This window comes from Acidovorax sp. SUPP3334 (genome assembly GCF_030159055.1).
Lineage (GTDB): Bacteria > Pseudomonadota > Gammaproteobacteria > Burkholderiales > Burkholderiaceae_C > Paracidovorax.
This window is the reverse complement of sequence record NZ_BQXQ01000029.1, coordinates 14,578-31,211: the sequence shown is the minus strand read 5'-3', so window position 1 is coordinate 31,211 and position 16,634 is coordinate 14,578. Positions and strand designations below refer to the sequence as shown.

Genomic DNA, 16,634 nt, shown 5'->3' with positions numbered 1-16,634 from the left:
CGTCAGTAGCTGAATTCATTTTGTTTTCGCAGCACAACCACGTAGACGACAGAGGCGCGCATTTTAGGCCGGCGCGTCATGGCTGCATGCCGCCCGGCCTCCGAAATGCCGAATGACAAGAATTCGGGCGCCGAGCCGGCTCAGGCCACCACTCGAACGGGCTGCTCGCCCCAGCGCTGCGGCGTTCGCTCCGCAGCTGCAGACGCCAGATTGCTCACGGCGTCGAGTCGGATAATCTGCTCGGCCGACAGTTCGACCGCCAGCGACCCCAGGTTGTCGCTCAACTGAGCCAGCGTGCGCGGCCCCAGGATGGGGACGGCGCCATGCGTGCCCGCCCAGGCCAGGGCGACCTGGCCCGCGTTCACGCCCAGTTCGCCGGCGACCGCCAGCACGGTGTCGAGAACCTGGGTTCGCTGTGCGGAGTTCTCGGCCTGGAAGACCTTGCCGCCGAAACCTTCGGCACGGCCCCTTTCGCCCTGGCGGTACTTGCCCGTGAGCATGCCGCCGCCCAGGGGCGACCAGGTCGTGACGCCCAGCCCCAGGGCCTGCGCCGCCGGGAACAGGTCGGCTTCGGGCTCACGATGCACCAGGCTGTGCTCGAACTGCGCGGCGGCGATGGGCACCGCATGCGTCAGCTCCGCCAGCGTGACCGCGCGGGCCAGGCGCCATGCCGGAAAGTTCGACAGGCCGGCGTAGAGTATCTTGCCGGCACGGGCCAGGTCTTCGAAGCCGCGCACGATCTCCTCGATGGGGGTCACGGTGTCAGGCCAGTGCGCCCAGTAGAGATCGATGCGGTCCGTGCCCAGACGCTTGAGGCTGGCTTCCACCGAAGCGGCCATCGCCCGGCGGCTGTTGCCGGTGACCAGGCGGTTCGCGTTGGGCGTGGCGCCCCGCGTGAACTTGGTCGCCAGCACGAAGTCGTCGCGCCGCCCCTGCAGCAGATTGCCGAGCAGATCCTCGGACTGGCCGAACTGGTAGGCATCCGCCGAGTCGATGAAGTTGCCGCCGGCCTCGGTATAGGCGTTGAACACAGCCTCGGCGACGTCGGGGTCAGCCCCGTGACCCCAGCCCGTGCCGAAGTTGCCGGTGCCCAGGGCGACCTGCGAGACCTGCATGCCGGTACTGCCAAACGTGGTGTATTTCATGGGTGTCCTCTTTGAGTTGAACTTCAAACCTCATTCACCGGTGCGAGCAAGCCCAGCACCAGATCGCGACAAACCTGCAAGATTTCGTCCGCCAGGGGTGAGTCGCCCGGGCAGGCCCGCGACAACACCAGCGCGCCGACCATCTGCGAGAACAAGCCGATCGCCCAGGCACGTGCGGCTTCGCGATCAGCACCCGCGGCCACACCGGCGCCCTCCACCGCGTCGAGCATGCGGGCGATGCCGGCCGCGAAGGTGGCCTGCACGGCCGCATGCTGGCGCGCCGCATCGCCGCACAGGGCGGCCATGGTGCAGCCGTCTGAACGGCCGTCACGGTGCTCCTTCGACAGGTAGCTCTTCACCAAGTCGGCCATTTCACAGCCTTGGTACTCGCTCATCTTGCTGGCCAGACCCTGCTCCGCCGCTTCGGCCATCAGCTCGGCCTTTGAGCCGAAGTGCTTGTAGAAGCCGCCATGGGTGAGGCCAGCGGCGGCCATCAGGTCGGCCACGCTCACGCCGTCGTAGCCCCGCTCGCGAAACAGCGCAGACGCCGTCTTGACGATGCGCGCCCGGTTCTCCTGCGACTGGGCCTTGGTGATCTTCATCTCGTCTCTCGCCTTGAAAAACAGGCCTCGACTATACATTGATGTCATTCGCAATCAAAATGCTTGACCTTTTTGATTGCGAATGACATCATTGATCCCAACTCATCCCACAGAAAGTCAAGACATGACACAAGCCTCCGCCGTCCTCATCACCGGGGCATCTTCCGGCATCGGCGCCACCTATGCCGAACGCTTCGCCCAACGGGGCCATGACCTCGTGCTGGTCGCGCGGGACCAGGCCCGCTTGGAGACGCTCGCCGCACGCCTGCGCGCCGACTTCAAGGTCGCCGTCGACGTGCTGCCCGCAGACCTGACGAACCCGACCGACGTGGCCACCGTCGAGGCCCGCCTGCGTGACGACGCCCGCATCGGCATCCTCATCAACAACGCCGGCGCGGCCCAGTCGGGCGGCATCCTGCAGCAGACCCCCGACAGCATCGAGCGGCTGATCGCCCTCAACACGACCTCGCTGACGCGGCTGGCCGCAGCCGTCGCCCCGCGCTTTGCAGAGGCGGGCACCGGCGCCATCGTCAACATCGGGTCGGCCGTCGGCTTCGCGCCCGAGTTCGGCATGTCGATCTACGGCGCGACCAAGGCCTACGTGCTGTTCCTGTCGCAGGGCCTGGGCGTGGAGCTGTCGGCCAAAGGCATCTACGTGCAAGCCGTGCTGCCGGCCGGCACGCGCACAGAAATCTGGGAGCGCGCCGGCATCGACAGCAGCACGATGACCGACCTGATGGACGTCGGCGAATTGGTCGATGCGGCCCTGGTCGGTTTCGACCGCCGGGAGGCAGTCACGATTCCGCCGCTGCATGTCGCCGAGCGCTGGGACGCGCTGGACGGCGCACGCCAGGGCCTGCTCTCGGACCTCCGGCAGGCCCACGCCGCCGAGCGCTATCACGGCGCGAAGTAAGCGCAGAGGACATCGCATGAGCATCAAGCAAACACAGCAACGCGTGGCCCTCGTGACGGGCGCGTCATCCGGCATCGGCGAGGCCACTGCCAAGCAACTGTTGGCCGCCGGCTTCACCGTCTATGGCACCAGCCGCCGCGGCGCCGAGGGCGGCCAGCGCGCCTTCCCGCTGCTGGCGCTGGACGTGACGGGCGACGCCTCCGTCAAGGCCGCCATCGCCGACCTGGAGCGCCGCGAGGGGCGCATCGACCTGCTGGTCAACAACGCTGGCATCGGCGTCACCGGCGCGGCCGAGGAGAGCTCCATCGAGCAGGTGCGCACGCTCTTCGACACCAACTTCCACGGCGTCGTGCGCGTGACCAACGCGGTGCTGCCGCTGATGCGCCGCCAGGGCAGCGGGCGCATCCTGAATGTCGGCTCAGGCCTGGGCTTCATCCCCGCGCCGTTCAGCGCCTACTACTCGGCCACCAAGCATGCGCTGGAGGGCTACTCCGAATCGCTGGACCACGAGGTGCGCGGCTTCGGCATCCGCGTGGCGGTGATCGAGCCCGGCGCCACGAAGACCTCGTTCGAGTCGGCGACCACCGCGTCCGACAGGCCGCTGGCCGCCTACGACGCGCTGCGCACGAGTTACCTGGCCGCCTACGAGCGCACCATGGCCGACGCCGACACGCCCGAAAGCGTCGCCGAGACCATCGTGCGCGCGGCGCAGGACACGCAGCCGCAACTGCGCTACCCCTCCGGCAAATCCGCACGGCAAGGCGCCTTCGCGCGCCGCTTCCTGCCACGTTCGCTGTTCGACAAGGTGCTGCACAAGCAATTCGGCCTGGCCTGATCCGCTGACCCGCCGCCGCGCCACCCCTTCCCACCCCCGCCCACAGAAAGTTGCCCCCATGAAAGCTGTTCGATTCCACCAGACCGGCGCTGCCGACGTGCTCGTTTACGAAGACGTGCCCGATCCCGTGCCGCAGGACCATGAGGTACTGATCCGCGTCGAAGCCGCCGGCCTGAACTTCGCGGACGTCATGCGCCGCCGTGGCGACCCCTACCCCGAGGCTTCACCCACGCCCTTCACGCTGGGCATCGAAGTGGCCGGCACCATTGCCGCCGTCGGCAAAGACGTGACGCACCTGAAGGTCGGCACCCCGGTGCTGGCCACGCCAGGCGCTGGCGGCTATGCGCAGTACCTGTGCGTGCCGGCCGCCATCGTGGTGCCGCTGCCCGAAGGCGTCAGCGCCATGCAGGCTGCAGCCGTGGTGGCGCACGGGCTCAGCGCCGCGCTGGCGCTGAGCCAGGCGGCGCGGCTGGCCCCGGGCGAAACCGTGCTGATCGAAGCCGCCGCCGGCGGGCTGGGGCAGTTCGCGGTGCAACTGGCCAAGCACTACGGCGCCAAGGTCATCGCCGCCGCCAGCACGCCCGAGAAGCGCGCGCTCGCGCTGCGCCTGGGTGCCGATGCGACGGTGGACTACACGGCCCCCAACTGGCACGAGCAGGTGCTGGCGCTGACGGACGGCCGCGGTGTGGACGTCGTGCTGGAAACCGTGGGCGGCGACAACATCCACGAAGCGCTGAAGGCGCTGGCGCCCTTCGGCCGGCTGGTCTTCATCGGCCAGTCCGGCGGCCAAACCACCCACATCGAGCCGTGGGACCTGACCGTGGCCAACCACACGGTCACCTGCTTCTACGTCATGGGCTACATGGCCAACCCGGCACTCATCCAGTCGACGCTGGGCGAGATCATCGGGCTGATTCTTTCCGGCAAGCTGCAACTGCAGATCGACACGGTGCTCCCGCTGTCGCAAGCTGCCGAGGCGCACCGCCTGCTCGAAAGCCGCAAGACCACGGGCAAAGTCGTGCTGCAACCCTGGGCGTGATGCCCATCCGGCGCGCACCGCCGCGCCGACCCCTGACCGAAAGGCAAGACGATGACATTCAAGGCACTGCTCGCGACCAAGACCGGCGATGCGATCTCGGCCACAGTGGTCGATTTCAACGACGCCGACCTGATGCCCGGTGACGTCGAGGTCGCCATCGACTACTCGACCGTGAACTACAAGGACGCGATGGCCCTGAGCGGCCGCGCGCCGGTCATCCAGAAGTTCCCGCTGATCGCCGGCATCGACTTCGCCGGCACGGTGACGGCCTCGACGCATGCCGGCTTCCAGGTCGGCGAGCGCGTGGTGGCCAACGGCTGGGGCCTGAGCCAGACGCACCACGGCGGCTTCGCGCAAAAGGCGCGCGTCCCCGGCGAATGGCTGGTCAAGCTGGACCCGCGCATCTCCACCTTCGACGCCATGGCCATCGGCACGGCCGGCTACACCGCGATGCTGTCGGTGCTGGCGCTGGAGCATGCCGGGCTGACGCCCGAGCGTGGCGACGTGCTCGTGACGGGCGCCAGCGGCGGCGCCGGCTCGGTGGCCATCGCGCTGCTGTCGGGCCTGGGCTACCGGGTCGTCGCGTCCACCGGGCGGCTGGAGGAAACGGACTACCTGCGCGCCCTCGGTGCCGCCGAGGTGATCGACCGCAGCACGCTGTCCGCAGCAGGCAGCCCCATCGCCAAGGAGCGCTGGGCCGGCGCCATCGACTCGGTCGGCAGCCACACGCTGGTCAACGTGCTGGCGCAGACGCGCTACCGCGGCGCCGTCGCCGCGTTCGGCCTGGCGCAAGGCGCCGACCTGCCCGGCTCGGTGCTGCCCTTCATCCTGCGCAACGTCACGCTCGCCGGCATCGACTCGGTCAACGCGCCGCAAAACGCGCGTCGCACGGCCTGGGCTCGCCTGGCCAGCGACCTGGACCTCGCCAAGCTCGCCAGCACGACGCAGACCGTCGGCCTCGGGGCCGTGCCCGGCCTCGCCGGCCCGGTGCTGCAGGGCCAGGTGCGGGGCCGCACCGTGGTGGATGTCAACGCATGAAGACGCCCGCGCCTGAGCAAGCCGGCCAGCAGGGCCAGCGCTGCAGCGATGCGCCCACCCAGCGCATTGATGAGGTCAACGGCACGACGTTCGCCTACCGCGACCTCGGCCCGCGCGGCGGCGTGCCGCTGGTGCTGCTGAACCACTGGGGCGCCGTGCTGGACAACTTCGACCCGGCCATCGTCGATGGCCTGGCCAGCCGGCACCGCATCGTCGCCATCGACTACCGCGGCATCGGCGGCTCGGGTGGCACCGCGCCACGAACCATCGGCGAGATGGCGCAGGACGGCATCGCGCTGGTCCGCGCGCTTGGCTTCAGCACCATCGACCTGCTGGGCTTCTCGCTGGGCGGTTTCGTGGCGCAGGACCTCGTGCAGCGCGCGCACGGCCTCGTGCGGCGGCTCATCCTCACCGGCACCGGCCCTGCCGGCGGCGCCGGGATCGACCGGGTCGGCACCGTCTCCTGGCCGCTGATGCTCAAGGGCCTGCTGACGCTGTGCGATCCCAAGCACTACCTGTTCTTCACGCGCACCCCGAACGGCCAGCGCGCAGCAGGGGCGTTCATCGAGCGGCTCAAGCAACGCACCGCCGACCGCGACCCGGGGCCGACGCCGCGCGCCTTCTGGCGCCAGCTCAAGGCCATCGAAGCCTGGGGCCGGCAGGCGCCGCAAGCGCTGGACCGCATCGCCATCCCGGTGCTGATCGCCAACGGCGACAACGACATCATGGTGCCCACCGCGCTCAGCCACGACATGGCGCGCCGCATCCCGCAGGCGCAGCTCGTCATCTACGACGACGCCGGCCACGGCGGCATCTTCCAGCACCACGCCGCCTTCGTACCCCGGGCGCTGGCCTTCCTAGCGCGAAGCGCCACGCCGCCGTCGGCACCTGCACTGCAACCCTCACCACCACCGCACCAGAGAACAAGAGAACCCCATGAAAGCACTCACCTTCAAGCGCTACGGCAAGTCGCCCGAAATCGGCTTCACCGACCTGCCCCGCCCCACGCTGCAGCCCGACGAGATGCTGGTGGAGGTGCATGCAGTGGGCCTGAACCCCATCGACAACATGATCACCACGGGCATGTTCAAGCCGGTGCTGAAGTTCCAGCTGCCCGCCACGATGGGCAGCGACCTGGCCGGCGTGGTGAAAGAGGTCGGCAGCCGCGTCAAGCGCTTCAAGCCGGGCGATGCCGTCTTCGCCAGCCTGTTCGACCTGGGCACGGGCTCACTGGCCGAGTACGCCGTGGTGCCCGAGCGGGTGGCGGCGTTCAAGCCGGCCAATCTCGATTTCGTGCAGGCGGCCTCCGTGCCCATGGTGGCCCTCACGTCCTGGCAAGCCATGAAGGAGCGCGCGGGCGTGCGGCCGGGGCAGAAGGTGTTCATCCCGGCGGGGTCGGGCGGCATCGGCACGATGGCCATCCAGCTTGCCAAGCATTTCGGCGCCAAGGTCGGTACGACCACCAGCACCGCCAATGTCGAGTTGGTGCGCGGCCTGGGCGCGGACGAAGTCATCGACTACAAGAAGCAGGCCTTCGAGAAGCAGCTGTCGGGCTATGACATGGCACTGGGCACGCTCAAGGGCGACGAGATCGAGAAGTCCATCGGCATCCTGCGGGCCGGCGGCAAGATTGTGTCCCTGGTCGGGCCGCTGGACGCGGCGTTTGCCACCGCGCGCCGGCTGAACTTCATCCTGAAGTTCGTCTTCGGGCTGATGAGCCGCAAGATCAGGCAGCTTGCGGCCAAGCAAAACGTCAGCTTTTCATTTCTTTTTGTACGTCCTGACGGCGGGCAACTCTCCGAGATCGGCGAACTGCTGCAGGCGGGGCAAGTGCGCCCGGTAATCGATCAGGTGTTCCCGTTCCAGAAGGCGTGCGAGGCCCTCGAATACTTGGCTCAAGGGCGTGCCAAGGGCAAAGTTGTCGTGCAAATCAAACCTGACTGAGCAACGGCAAAACCTTGTCAACAGCTTGGCGCGATGAACCCGTGCGATCAGTCAACGGGTTTGTTGGCCCCTGCAATTCATCCCCGATGAGTGGGCTGGCTCAAAAAGGCATATATCGACACGCCTTCGGGCACCAGAGGCTGACGAATCCGAGTTTGGGGGTTTTCGTGGGGGAGAGTACTTCGCTCATCCTCGCATTGCCCCAGTTCTGGCCGCCGGGCCCGAATCGGGGCCTTGACGCACCCCGTCAGCGCTTGATGCCGAAGGCGCCGAGCATCTGCTCGGTCTGCTTTTGCATCTGCTCCTGCATCTGCGTGAAGATGGCCTGCGACTGGTCCACGTAGCTGCCCATGACGCCCTTGAACATGGGCGATTGCAGGTTCATGAACTGCGACCACATCTCGGGCGTGATGCCCTTGGACTGCTCGGCCATCTTGGTCTGGATGTCGGTGAAGACCTGCACGTTCTTTTCGAGGTACGCGCCCATGAAGCCTTGCATGGCGTGGCCGTAGAAACGGATGATGTTGGCCAGCACGGCCTCGGTGAACATGGGCGCACCGCCGGCCTCTTCTTCCAGAATGATCTGCAGCAGGATGCTGCGCGTGAGGTCTTCGCTGCTCTTGGCGTCGCGCACCACCACGTGCTCGCCGGCCATGACGAGCTGCTTGACTTCGGCCAGCGTGATGTAGGTGGAGGTGGAGGTGTCGTACAGCCGGCGGTTGGGATACTTCTTGATGATCCTCTGCTGTGCAGTCGAGGTGGATGGGGGGGACGTTGAATCTGGCACAGCGGGCTCCTGGGGGTGCGGGGACGCACCCGGTGTTTGATGGTTGCAGCGCAACAGATTTTAGGGAGGGCGGCGCACCGCCCCTTCGCAGGATTACCCTGATGCGGCTTTATGGGCTTGATCCAGGTCAGAGCCAGCCCGCGCGGATCGCATAAGATGCGGCGCTGCAACTTTTGCACACACCCTTGGAGGCCACCGTGTCCCCCCTTCGAAACGCCCTGTTGGTGGCCCTGCTCATGGCAACCCAGGTCCACGCTCAAACCGACGAAGAATGGCTCACGATCCACGGCTTTCCCGAGGACAAGGCAGGCGACGTGGTGCAGATCAACCCCACGCAGATCCCCTGGCAGAACCAGTTCACCATGGAGGTGCGGGTGTCGCGCAGCACCCCACGCTCGAGCTATCGCAAGCAGCCCTACCGCTCCTTCAAGGGCGTGGCCGTGATCGACTGCGCCACGCAAAAAGGCTGGTATCTCTCGCTGAACTACTACGCCGAACCCGCCTGGCAAGGAACGGTCGTCGCGCGCGAGGAATACAAGGAGAACGAGGCACCGGTGACCTTTCTCGGCATGCCCGGCGAGCCGGCCCGAAAGCTGATCACGGCCTCCTGCAAGAAGCGCTGAGACAGCCGCCGGGCCCCGGCGCCGCTGTGCCGATGCCCGCAGGGGCGGCGCCCTGCCCTTTCACCCCAGGCCGAAAGCCATGCGCAATGCCGCTGCGGCATCCGCATGGGCCTGCCTTGCTTCGGGAATGGCCCGGCCCATCTTGATGAACTCGTGCGTGACGCCGCGGTAGATCTCCAGATCGACCGCCACGCCGGCACTGCGCAGCTTGTCCGCGTAGTCCACGCCTTCGTCCACCAGCGGGTCGCATTCGGCCAGCCCGATCCAGGCCGGCGCCACACCGTCCACGTCGGGCGCATTGAGCGGGGCAAAACGCCAGTCGTCACGGTCGGCCGGTTCGCGCACGTAGTTGTCGAAGAACCAGGTGATGGAAGCCTCTTCCAGCACGAGGCCGTGCGCGAAGGCCGCGTGCGAAGGCGTGTCCTGGTGCGCCGCGCAGCCAGGATAGAACAGCAATTGCAGCGCCAGCGGCAGCCCGGCATCGCGCGCCAGGATCGCGTTGACGGCGGCCAGCGTACCGCCAGCGCTATCGCCACCCACGGCGATGCGTGCCGGATCGGCGCCCAGGACAGCAGCCTGCACCGCCAGCCAGGCCAGCGCATCCCACGCATCGTCGCAGGCTGTGGGAAAGCGGTGTTCGGGCGCGAGCCGGTAGTCCAGCGAAACCACCATGCAGCCCGCCAGGCGTGCCAGTTCGCGGCAGAGTACGTCGTGCGTTGCCACGCTGCCGATGGTGAAGCCGCCGCCGTGCAGGTACAGCAGCACGGGTAGCCGTACACCGCGGGTCGGGGCATACAGCCGCGCGTGCAGCGCCTGGCCGTCCCGCGCGGGAATCTGCAGGTCTTCGACCCGCTCGAGCATGGCCTTGGGCACCTCCAGCACGCCCGCGCCGGCTTCATACGCGGCGCGCGCTTCGGTGGGTGGCAGGGTGTGCAGCGGCGGCCGATTGGCGCGCTCCATGCGGTCGATGACGCTGCGCATCTGCGCGTTGAGCCGGGCGTTGGAGGGAACGGAGGATGTCACGGAGGTGGGCCGCAAGCGGGAGCGGCAAAGGGGATTGAACGGTAGGGCACGAAGCAAAACGCCCGATCATCCCGCAACTGTAGCCCGCTCGATGAAGGCCGGTGCATTCGGCCCCGGGCCGCTCTACCAGGCCCGCAGGCCCGCGGCCACCCTCAGCGAAAGGTCACGTGCACGGGCGCCGCGCCCGGCAGTCCGTCGAAGGTCGCGGTGACGGCCAAGCCCGGCTGCGGGGGCAGCAGCGCGGAGAACGACCCCAGGCTCACCCAGTCGCCCGGCTGCAGCGTGATGTCTTCCTTGGACAGCGCCTCGGCCAGCCACACGACGGCGTTGAGCGGATGGCCCAGGATGTCGCTGCCCCGCCCGCCGCCCAGCCTGGCGCCCTGCCCGTCGGTGAGCGTGACCGTCATGTTCTGCAGCGCGTCCACCATGGCGTACCGCTCGGCCCGCAGGCGCGGCACGGCGATGGGCGCACCGGCCACGCCCAGCCGTGCCCCGACGTTGATGGCCGCCACGCCGGGGCCGTTCCACTGGCCCGGCGACTGCACCAGCAGGTCGGGCAGTTCGATGAAGGGAACGACCTGATCGATGTGCTCCAGCACCTCCATGGGAGCGCGTGCGTGGTTGATGGCGGCGCTCTTCACCCGCACCAATCGCTCAGGCCCTGCGGGTTGGTGGCGGGCGTCTTGCCCGAGTAATGGGCCGCCAGCTCGGCCGCCTGGGCATCGGTGAGGCATTCGGCCTGTGCGCTTGTCACGCAGGCGACCGCCAGCACGGTGGCGATGAGGGTTTGCTGCATGGCCATGGAGGGGCTCCGGTTGTAGATTGGCTGGCCGGCATGCTAACCACGACAGCGCCCTGCGCGCATCCTCGCAATCCACCATGGCATTCATCTACTACGTCACCCAGATCCAGTTCGAATTCGGTGCGATACAGCTCCTGAAACAGGAGTGCAGCCGCGTGGGCATCACGCGCCCGCTCGTGGTGACCGACCCGGGCGTGAAAGCCGCCGGCGTGCTGCAAAAAGCCCTGGACGCGCTGGACGGCATGCCGGCCGCCGTGTTCGACGGGACACCGTCCAACCCCACCGAGGCCGCGGTGCGCGCCGCCGTGCAGGTGTACCGCGCGCAAGGCTGCGACGGCCTGGTGGCCGTGGGCGGCGGATCGGCCATCGACTGCGCGAAGGGCATCGCCATCGCCGCCACGCACGAAGGCCCGCTCACCCACTACGCCACCATCGAAGGCGGCTCGCCGCGCATCACCGAACGGGCCGTGCCGCTGATCGCCGTGCCCACCACCGCCGGCACCGGCAGCGAAGTGGCGCGCGGCGCGATCATCATCGTGGACGACCACCGCAAGCTGGGCTTTCACTCGTGGCACCTGGTGCCCAAGACCGCCATCTGCGACCCGGGCCTGACGCTGGGGCTGCCACCGGCACTGACGGCCGCCACCGGCATGGATGCGATCGCGCACTGCATGGAAACCTTCATGTCGTCGGCCTTCAACCCCCCGGCCGACGGCATCGCGCTGGACGGGCTCACGCGCGGCTGGGCCCATATCGAACGCGCCACGCGAGACGGCAGCGACCGGGAGGCACGCCTGAACATGATGAGCGCCAGCATGCAGGGCGCCATGGCGTTCCAGAAAGGTCTGGGCTGCGTGCATTCGCTCAGCCACAGCCTGGGCGGCGTGAACCCGCGGCTGCACCACGGCACGCTCAACGCGGTGTTCCTGCCCGCCGTGGTGCGCTTCAACGCGCAAGACCCCGCCGTGCAGAAAGACCGGCGCCTGGAACGCATGGCGCATGCCATGGGCCTGGCCTCGGCCGGCGACATTCCCGAGGCGATCCGCGACATGAGCGCGCGGCTGGGGCTGCCCACGGGTTTGGCGGCGATGGGCGTGACCGAGGCGATGTTCAGCGACGTGATTGGTGGCGCCATGGCCGACCACTGCCACAAGACCAACCCACGCGAAGCCAGCGTGGACGACTACCGGGCGATGCTCACGCAATCGCTCTGACCGCCACCATCACAAAGGCTGCACGGCCCCCGGATCGGGGCGATGCAGCCATTCGGCGAATTCGTCGGCAAGCTGGCGGGCGGCCGCCGTGGCGGTGCTCCAGGCGCGCACTCGCGCGGCCAGGTCGGTGCCGTAGTGCATGAAATCGTTGCGGTCCGGCAACTTGGCGTTCGGCAAGGTGCGCACCCAGTCGGGATGGGGCGACAGCACCACCATCCGATCCAGCGCGGAGGTGGGGCCATGCCGCCACCGCAGCCCCTTGTCCAGCCAGCCCGGCACCACGTTCTGCTGAAAGTGCGGGTACAGCACCAGGGCCCCTGGGGCGTTTGAATGATTTTGGCCTCCAGCGCAATCAACACTAGGGGGTATTGCTATATTTTCTATAGCATCCAGCGTTCGATACCGCAGGTGCAGGTGGTAGTCGGTCAGCCCGCCGTCCCAGTACGCACCGGGCGGTGCGCCGGGAATGTCGTGCACGGCCTGGAGCACGAACGGGATGGAGCAGCTCGCCTGCAGCGCGGGCATGAAGTTCGCCTCGGTCAGCGCCACCTGCCGGGTGGGAAAGTCGTCCGTGGTGAAAGGCAGCGGCGCCGGCGCTGGAACCCCGGCGCTGGCGAAAGCGGAGGCTGGGCCCGAGAACACCACCCGCTCCAGCCACAGGCCCAGCGCGCGGCGGCGCACCGCGTTCGCGGCGAAAGCCACCAGGTAGCCGAGCGGCGTCGCCCAGCGGTGCTCGCGCGACAGCAAGTGCCGCCCGCGCGAAGCCACGATGTGCAGCCGCCAGCGCGGGTGCGACAGCAACTGCGGCACCTGCGCGCCGAAGAAGTCGCGCAGACCCTGGCCGAACTGTTCGCTCACCTGGGCGGCCGAGGGGCGCTTGCGGCCGGGCGGCGGGGCGTAGTTCTGGTGGATGTAGGCATGCTCCAGCCGCTCCAGTGCGGCCACGGGCGTGTCGAGGCATGCGGTGGCCATGCGCCAGGCGCCGATGGAGGCGCCCACCAGGTGCACCGGCTGCTGCGAGCCCTGCAGCCATTGCCCGAACACGAAGCGGTCGAGCGGCCCGAGGATGAGCCCCTTGGGGCCACCCGCCGCCGCCGGGACCACGCCGATGTCGGCCGGCCGAAGCCCGTGCCGCACGATGTGTTCGCGCGCCAGCGGCCCGGCATGGATGCGCAGCGCCTTCACCACAGCCGTCATCGCAGCCTTCACCGCATCGATTTGCAGCGCGCGGGCCGCCGCACAGGCTGGTAACCCACGGCGGCGCTCACACGTAATCGCCCGGGTCGGGGCGCACGGTCCAGTCGATGGGGTCTTGCTGCAGCACCATGTCGATGTCCAGGCCCAGCGCCAGACCGACCTCGCCGGGGAACGACACGGCAAGCTCCTTCTCGCCCAGCGCCGCTTCGCGCGCCCGCACGCGCCATGCGGCCAGGTGCAGCACGCCGGCCAGCGGCTCGTACACGCTGTTCTCGAACGGTGCGCTCTGGTACTGCAAGGCATCGACCACCACCTGCGGCAGTTGCCAGCGGCTCGCCATGCCGGCGCTCACCTGCGAATACGAGTAGCCCAGCAGCCGCTGCTCCAGCTTGGCCCGGCGGGGGTCGAACGGCGTCACCAGCCGGTTCATCGATTGCACGCGCTCCGGGTTGCCCAGGTGCAGCAGCAGTTCGCCCACCCCGTGCAGCAGGCCGGCGGTGTACGCGGCGATCTGGTTCTGGTGCACGCTGCCCGCCAGCGACCGCGCGAGCTTGGCGGTGTGCAGGCTGTATCGCCAGAACTGCTGCAGATTGACACCCGGCACCGACCGCGACGTGGTGCCCAGCGGCGCGGAGGCGACCAGCGTGCGCAGCTGCTGCACCCCGAGAAGCGACAGCGCTTCGGGAATGCCGCTGATCTGCTGCTGGGCTTGGAAGGCGGGGGAATTGGCCTCTTCCAGCAACCGGGCGGCCATGGCAGGGTCGGTGCCGAACAACTGGGTTACCCGGCGCAGGTTGGGCTCCGGAGTGGCCAGCTCGTTCATCAGCAGCGCCACGGCGCGCGGAACGCTCGGCAGCGCAACGGGAATCCCCAGCAGGGCGATGAGGTCCATGGAACGGCCGGAAGTGAGGTTCCGGCGATTATCCACGCAACTTTTACCGCTTATTACCCTGCAGCTTGGCAAAGGCCGACGCCATCGCCGATTGGGGCGCCGGGTCGTTGTGACGGCGCGGCGCCTGCTGCTGGCCCCGCCCTGCCCCTTCGAACCGGTTGTCGCGGGGCGCACCCCGGTCGCCCCCGCTGCGCGGAGGCGCCGCGTCGAGCTTCATCGACAGGCCGATGCGCTTGCGCTCCACGTCCACTTCCATGACCTTCACCTTGACGATGTCGCCGGTCTTGACGATCTCGCGCGCGTCGGTCACGAACTTGTGGCTGAGCTGGCTCACATGCACCAGGCCATCCTGGTGGACCCCCAGGTCGATGAAGGCTCCGAACTGGGCCACGTTGCTGACCGTGCCCTCCAGCACCATGCCTTCCTTCAGGTCCTTGATGTCTTCCACGCCGTCGTTGAAGCGGGCCACCTTGAAGTCGGGACGCGGATCGCGGCCGGGCTTTTCCAGCTCGCCCAGGATGTCCTTGACCGTGATGACGCCGAACTTCTCGTTGGCGAACAGTTCGGGCTTGAGCGTCTTGAGCATGTCGGCCCGGCCCATGATCTCGGCCACGGGCTTGCCGGTCTTTTGCATGATCTGCTCGACCACGGGATACGTCTCGGGGTGCACGCCCGTCATGTCCAGCGGGTTGTCGCCGCCGCGGATGCGCAGGAAGCCCGCGCTCTGCTCGAAGGTCTTGGCGCCCAGGCCCGACACCTCCATGAGCTGGCGGCGGCTCTTGAAGGCGCCGTTGGCCTCGCGCCAGCGCACCACGGCCTTGGCGACGCTGCCCGACAGGCCCGACACGCGGCTGAGCAGCGGCACGCTGGCCGTGTTCAGGTCCACGCCCACCGAGTTCACGCAGTCTTCCACCACCGTGCCCAGGGTGCGGGCCAGCTCGCTCTGGTTCACGTCGTGCTGGTACTGGCCCACGCCGATGCTCTTGGGGTCGATCTTGACCAGCTCGGCCAGCGGGTCCTGCAGGCGCCGCGCAATGCTGGCGGCGCCGCGCAGGCTCACGTCCACATCGGGCATTTCCTGCGATGCGTATTCGCTGGCGGAATAGACCGACGCGCCGGCTTCGCTCACCACCACCTTCTCGATGGCGCGCTCGGCCTTGGCGGCCAGCTTGATCAGGTCGGCCGCCAGCTTGTCGGTCTCGCGGCTGGCGGTGCCGTTGCCGATGGCGATCAGGTTCACGCCGTGCTTTTCGACCAGCTTGGCCAAGGTGTGCAGCGAGCCTTCCCAGTCGCGGCGCGGCTCGTGCGGGAACACGGTGGCGGTTTCCACCAGCTTGCCCGTCGCATCGACCACGGCCACCTTCACGCCGGTGCGGATGCCCGGGTCCAGTCCCATCACCACGCGCGGGCCGGCAGGGGCGGCCAGCAGCAGGTCGCGCAGGTTGTCGGCGAAGACCTTGATGGCGACCTTTTCGGCGTCGTCGCGCAGGCGGGCGAACAGGTCGCGCTCGGTGGAGAGGGAGAGCTTCACGCGCCAGACCCAGCCCACGCACTTGCGCAGCAGGTCGTCGGCCGGGCGGCCCGCGTGGCTCCAGCCCAGGTGCAGTGCGATCTTGCCTTCGGCGATGCTGGGCTTGCCCGGCTCGGGCTCCACCGGCAAAACCAGCTTGGCCTCCAGAATTTCGAGCGCCCGGCCGCGGAACACGGCCAGCGCGCGGTGCGAAGGCACGCGGCCGATGGGCTCGTCGTACTCGAAGTAGTCGCGGAATTTCGACACCTCGGGGTCGTTCTCGTTCTTGCCCTCGACCTTCTTGCTGCGCAACAGGCCCTCGGCCCACAGCCACTCGCGCAGCGACTGCACCAGTACGGCGTCTTCGGCCCAGCGCTCGGAGAGGATGTCACGCACGCCGTCGAGCACGGCCGGCACGGTGGAAAAATCGGCGCCGGGCTTGCCATCGTCCAGCACTTCCGGGGGCTTGGTGAAGGCGGCCGCCTCTGCGGCGGGGTCCAGCGTGGGATCGGCGAACAGTTTGTCGGCCAGGGGCTCGATGCCGAACTCGCGCGCGATCTGGCCCTTGGTGCGGCGCTTTTGCTTGAAGGGCAGGTAGAGGTCTTCCAGCTCCTGCTTGGTCGGCGCGCCTGCGATGGCGGCGCGCAGCGCATCGGTCAGCTTGCCCTGCTCGTCGATGGCCTTGAGCACTGCGGCGCGGCGGTCTTCCAGTTCGCGCAGATACGACAGGCGCGCCTCCAGTTCGCGCAACTGGATGTCGTCCAGCCCGCCCGTCACTTCCTTGCGGTAACGCGCGATGAAGGGCACCGTGGCGCCCCCGTCCAGCAACTCGACGGCGGAGGCCACCTGCTGCTCGGTGACCCGGATTTCTGCGGCAATCTGCCGGATGATTTTCTGCATGCTGAAAACGCTCCCGATGGCTCGGCTTTGGAAAAGCGGGCGAGTGTGCCACAGGCGTTCCTGGTGGCTGGGATCACCTCCAGGCGACATTCGGTGGCAGGGAAGACCTGTAGGCCCGAACGCCCCACGCGCGTGTACGATTCCGAGCACTCCCATGGCGGCCCGATGAA

General features: G+C 68.2%; 14 protein-coding genes and 2 pseudogenes. 8 read left to right on the top strand and 8 right to left on the bottom strand.

The window, feature by feature from the left end; translation table 11 throughout:
• Positions 1-140: 140 nt before the first annotated feature.
• Together AVHM3334_RS16285 and AVHM3334_RS16280 are read right to left on the bottom strand one after the other, a co-directional pair.
• Positions 141-1,145, bottom strand: a complete 1,005-nt coding sequence (locus AVHM3334_RS16285) for an aldo/keto reductase (protein ID WP_284413972.1) — start codon at positions 1,143-1,145, stop codon at positions 141-143.
• Between the two features lie 23 nt (positions 1,146-1,168).
• Complete coding sequence (locus AVHM3334_RS16280) at positions 1,169-1,747, bottom strand: TetR/AcrR family transcriptional regulator (protein ID WP_284413970.1); 579 nt, start codon at positions 1,745-1,747, stop codon at positions 1,169-1,171.
• Between the two features lie 124 nt (positions 1,748-1,871).
• Between AVHM3334_RS16280 and AVHM3334_RS16275 the strand changes: the two genes are divergently transcribed.
• From AVHM3334_RS16275 to AVHM3334_RS16250, 6 genes and pseudogenes are all read left to right on the top strand, one after another.
• On the top strand, positions 1,872-2,660 hold the full coding sequence (locus tag AVHM3334_RS16275) for an SDR family NAD(P)-dependent oxidoreductase (RefSeq protein ID WP_284413968.1): 789 nt from the start codon (positions 1,872-1,874) through the stop codon (positions 2,658-2,660).
• A 16-nt stretch (positions 2,661-2,676) separates the two neighbouring features.
• Positions 2,677-3,495, top strand: coding sequence for an oxidoreductase (locus AVHM3334_RS16270; RefSeq protein ID WP_284413966.1), 819 nt, complete (start codon positions 2,677-2,679; stop codon positions 3,493-3,495).
• A 58-nt stretch (positions 3,496-3,553) separates the two neighbouring features.
• Complete coding sequence (locus AVHM3334_RS16265) at positions 3,554-4,534, top strand: quinone oxidoreductase family protein (RefSeq protein ID WP_284413964.1); 981 nt, start codon at positions 3,554-3,556, stop codon at positions 4,532-4,534.
• A gap of 51 nt (positions 4,535-4,585) precedes the next feature.
• Positions 4,586-5,572 carry an acrylyl-CoA reductase (NADPH) gene (gene acuI, locus AVHM3334_RS16260; RefSeq protein WP_284413962.1) on the top strand — a complete coding sequence of 329 codons (987 nt, stop codon included), beginning with the start codon at positions 4,586-4,588 and terminating at the stop codon, positions 5,570-5,572.
• A pseudogene (locus AVHM3334_RS16255) lies at positions 5,569-6,438 on the top strand (alpha/beta fold hydrolase); the annotation flags it as partial. The gene acuI and the pseudogene AVHM3334_RS16255, both read left to right, overlap by 4 nt.
• 70 nt (positions 6,439-6,508) lie before the next feature.
• Positions 6,509-7,516, top strand: a complete 1,008-nt coding sequence (locus AVHM3334_RS16250) for an NADP-dependent oxidoreductase (protein WP_284413960.1) — start codon at positions 6,509-6,511, stop codon at positions 7,514-7,516.
• A gap of 247 nt (positions 7,517-7,763) precedes the next feature.
• Here the strand turns inward: AVHM3334_RS16250 and phaR are convergent, their stop codons facing one another.
• Positions 7,764-8,303 (bottom strand): polyhydroxyalkanoate synthesis repressor PhaR, encoded by a 540-nt coding sequence (gene phaR, locus AVHM3334_RS16245; protein ID WP_284413958.1) that lies wholly within the window; start codon positions 8,301-8,303, stop codon positions 7,764-7,766.
• A gap of 197 nt (positions 8,304-8,500) precedes the next feature.
• Between phaR and AVHM3334_RS16240 the strand changes: the two genes are divergently transcribed.
• A complete protein-coding gene (locus AVHM3334_RS16240; RefSeq protein ID WP_284413956.1) occupies positions 8,501-8,926 on the top strand; it encodes a surface-adhesin E family protein in 426 nt (141 codons plus the stop codon).
• 60 nt (positions 8,927-8,986) lie between these two features.
• Here AVHM3334_RS16240 and AVHM3334_RS16235 read toward each other — a convergent pair whose 3' ends face one another.
• Both AVHM3334_RS16235 and AVHM3334_RS16230 read right to left on the bottom strand, forming a co-directional pair.
• Entirely contained in the window at positions 8,987-9,907 is a 921-nt protein-coding gene (locus tag AVHM3334_RS16235) for an alpha/beta hydrolase (protein WP_284414040.1), read from the bottom strand.
• A gap of 194 nt (positions 9,908-10,101) precedes the next feature.
• Positions 10,102-10,751: pseudogene (locus AVHM3334_RS16230) on the bottom strand (hypothetical protein).
• Between the two features lie 77 nt (positions 10,752-10,828).
• Between AVHM3334_RS16230 and gbd the strand changes: the two are divergent.
• Positions 10,829-11,965 (top strand): 4-hydroxybutyrate dehydrogenase, encoded by a 1,137-nt coding sequence (gene gbd, locus AVHM3334_RS16225; protein WP_284413954.1) that lies wholly within the window; start codon positions 10,829-10,831, stop codon positions 11,963-11,965.
• Between the two features lie 9 nt (positions 11,966-11,974).
• Here gbd and AVHM3334_RS16220 read toward each other — a convergent pair whose 3' ends face one another.
• The 3 genes from AVHM3334_RS16220 to AVHM3334_RS16210 form a co-directional block, all read right to left on the bottom strand.
• Positions 11,975-13,162, bottom strand: coding sequence for a patatin-like phospholipase family protein (locus AVHM3334_RS16220; protein ID WP_502869924.1), 1,188 nt, complete (start codon positions 13,160-13,162; stop codon positions 11,975-11,977).
• A 67-nt stretch (positions 13,163-13,229) separates the two neighbouring features.
• Positions 13,230-14,054, bottom strand: a complete 825-nt coding sequence (locus AVHM3334_RS16215; RefSeq protein ID WP_284413952.1) for an HDOD domain-containing protein — start codon at positions 14,052-14,054, stop codon at positions 13,230-13,232.
• Between the two features lie 43 nt (positions 14,055-14,097).
• Positions 14,098-16,464, bottom strand: a complete 2,367-nt coding sequence (locus AVHM3334_RS16210; RefSeq protein ID WP_284413950.1) for a Tex family protein — start codon at positions 16,462-16,464, stop codon at positions 14,098-14,100.
• Positions 16,465-16,634: the final 170 nt, after the last annotated feature.

Excerpts from the sequence above, each read along its gene's own strand:
- AVHM3334_RS16285 (WP_284413972.1), bottom strand. The coding sequence starts at position 1,145 with ATGAAATACACCACGTTTGGCAGTACCGGCATGCAGGTCTCGCAGGTC.
- AVHM3334_RS16280 (WP_284413970.1), bottom strand. The coding sequence starts at position 1,747 with ATGAAGATCACCAAGGCCCAGTCGCAGGAGAACCGGGCGCGCATCGTC.
- AVHM3334_RS16275 (WP_284413968.1), top strand. The coding sequence starts at position 1,872 with ATGACACAAGCCTCCGCCGTCCTCATCACCGGGGCATCTTCCGGCATC.
- AVHM3334_RS16270 (WP_284413966.1), top strand. The coding sequence starts at position 2,677 with ATGAGCATCAAGCAAACACAGCAACGCGTGGCCCTCGTGACGGGCGCG.
- AVHM3334_RS16265 (WP_284413964.1), top strand. The coding sequence starts at position 3,554 with ATGAAAGCTGTTCGATTCCACCAGACCGGCGCTGCCGACGTGCTCGTT.
- acuI (WP_284413962.1), top strand. The coding sequence starts at position 4,586 with ATGACATTCAAGGCACTGCTCGCGACCAAGACCGGCGATGCGATCTCG.
- AVHM3334_RS16250 (WP_284413960.1), top strand. The coding sequence starts at position 6,509 with ATGAAAGCACTCACCTTCAAGCGCTACGGCAAGTCGCCCGAAATCGGC.
- AVHM3334_RS16235 (WP_284414040.1), bottom strand. The coding sequence starts at position 9,907 with ATGCGCAGCGTCATCGACCGCATGGAGCGCGCCAATCGGCCGCCGCTG.
- gbd (WP_284413954.1), top strand. The coding sequence starts at position 10,829 with ATGGCATTCATCTACTACGTCACCCAGATCCAGTTCGAATTCGGTGCG.
- AVHM3334_RS16220 (WP_502869924.1), bottom strand. The coding sequence starts at position 13,162 with ATGACGGCTGTGGTGAAGGCGCTGCGCATCCATGCCGGGCCGCTGGCG.
- AVHM3334_RS16215 (WP_284413952.1), bottom strand. The coding sequence starts at position 14,054 with ATGGACCTCATCGCCCTGCTGGGGATTCCCGTTGCGCTGCCGAGCGTT.
- AVHM3334_RS16210 (WP_284413950.1), bottom strand. The coding sequence starts at position 16,464 with ATGCAGAAAATCATCCGGCAGATTGCCGCAGAAATCCGGGTCACCGAG.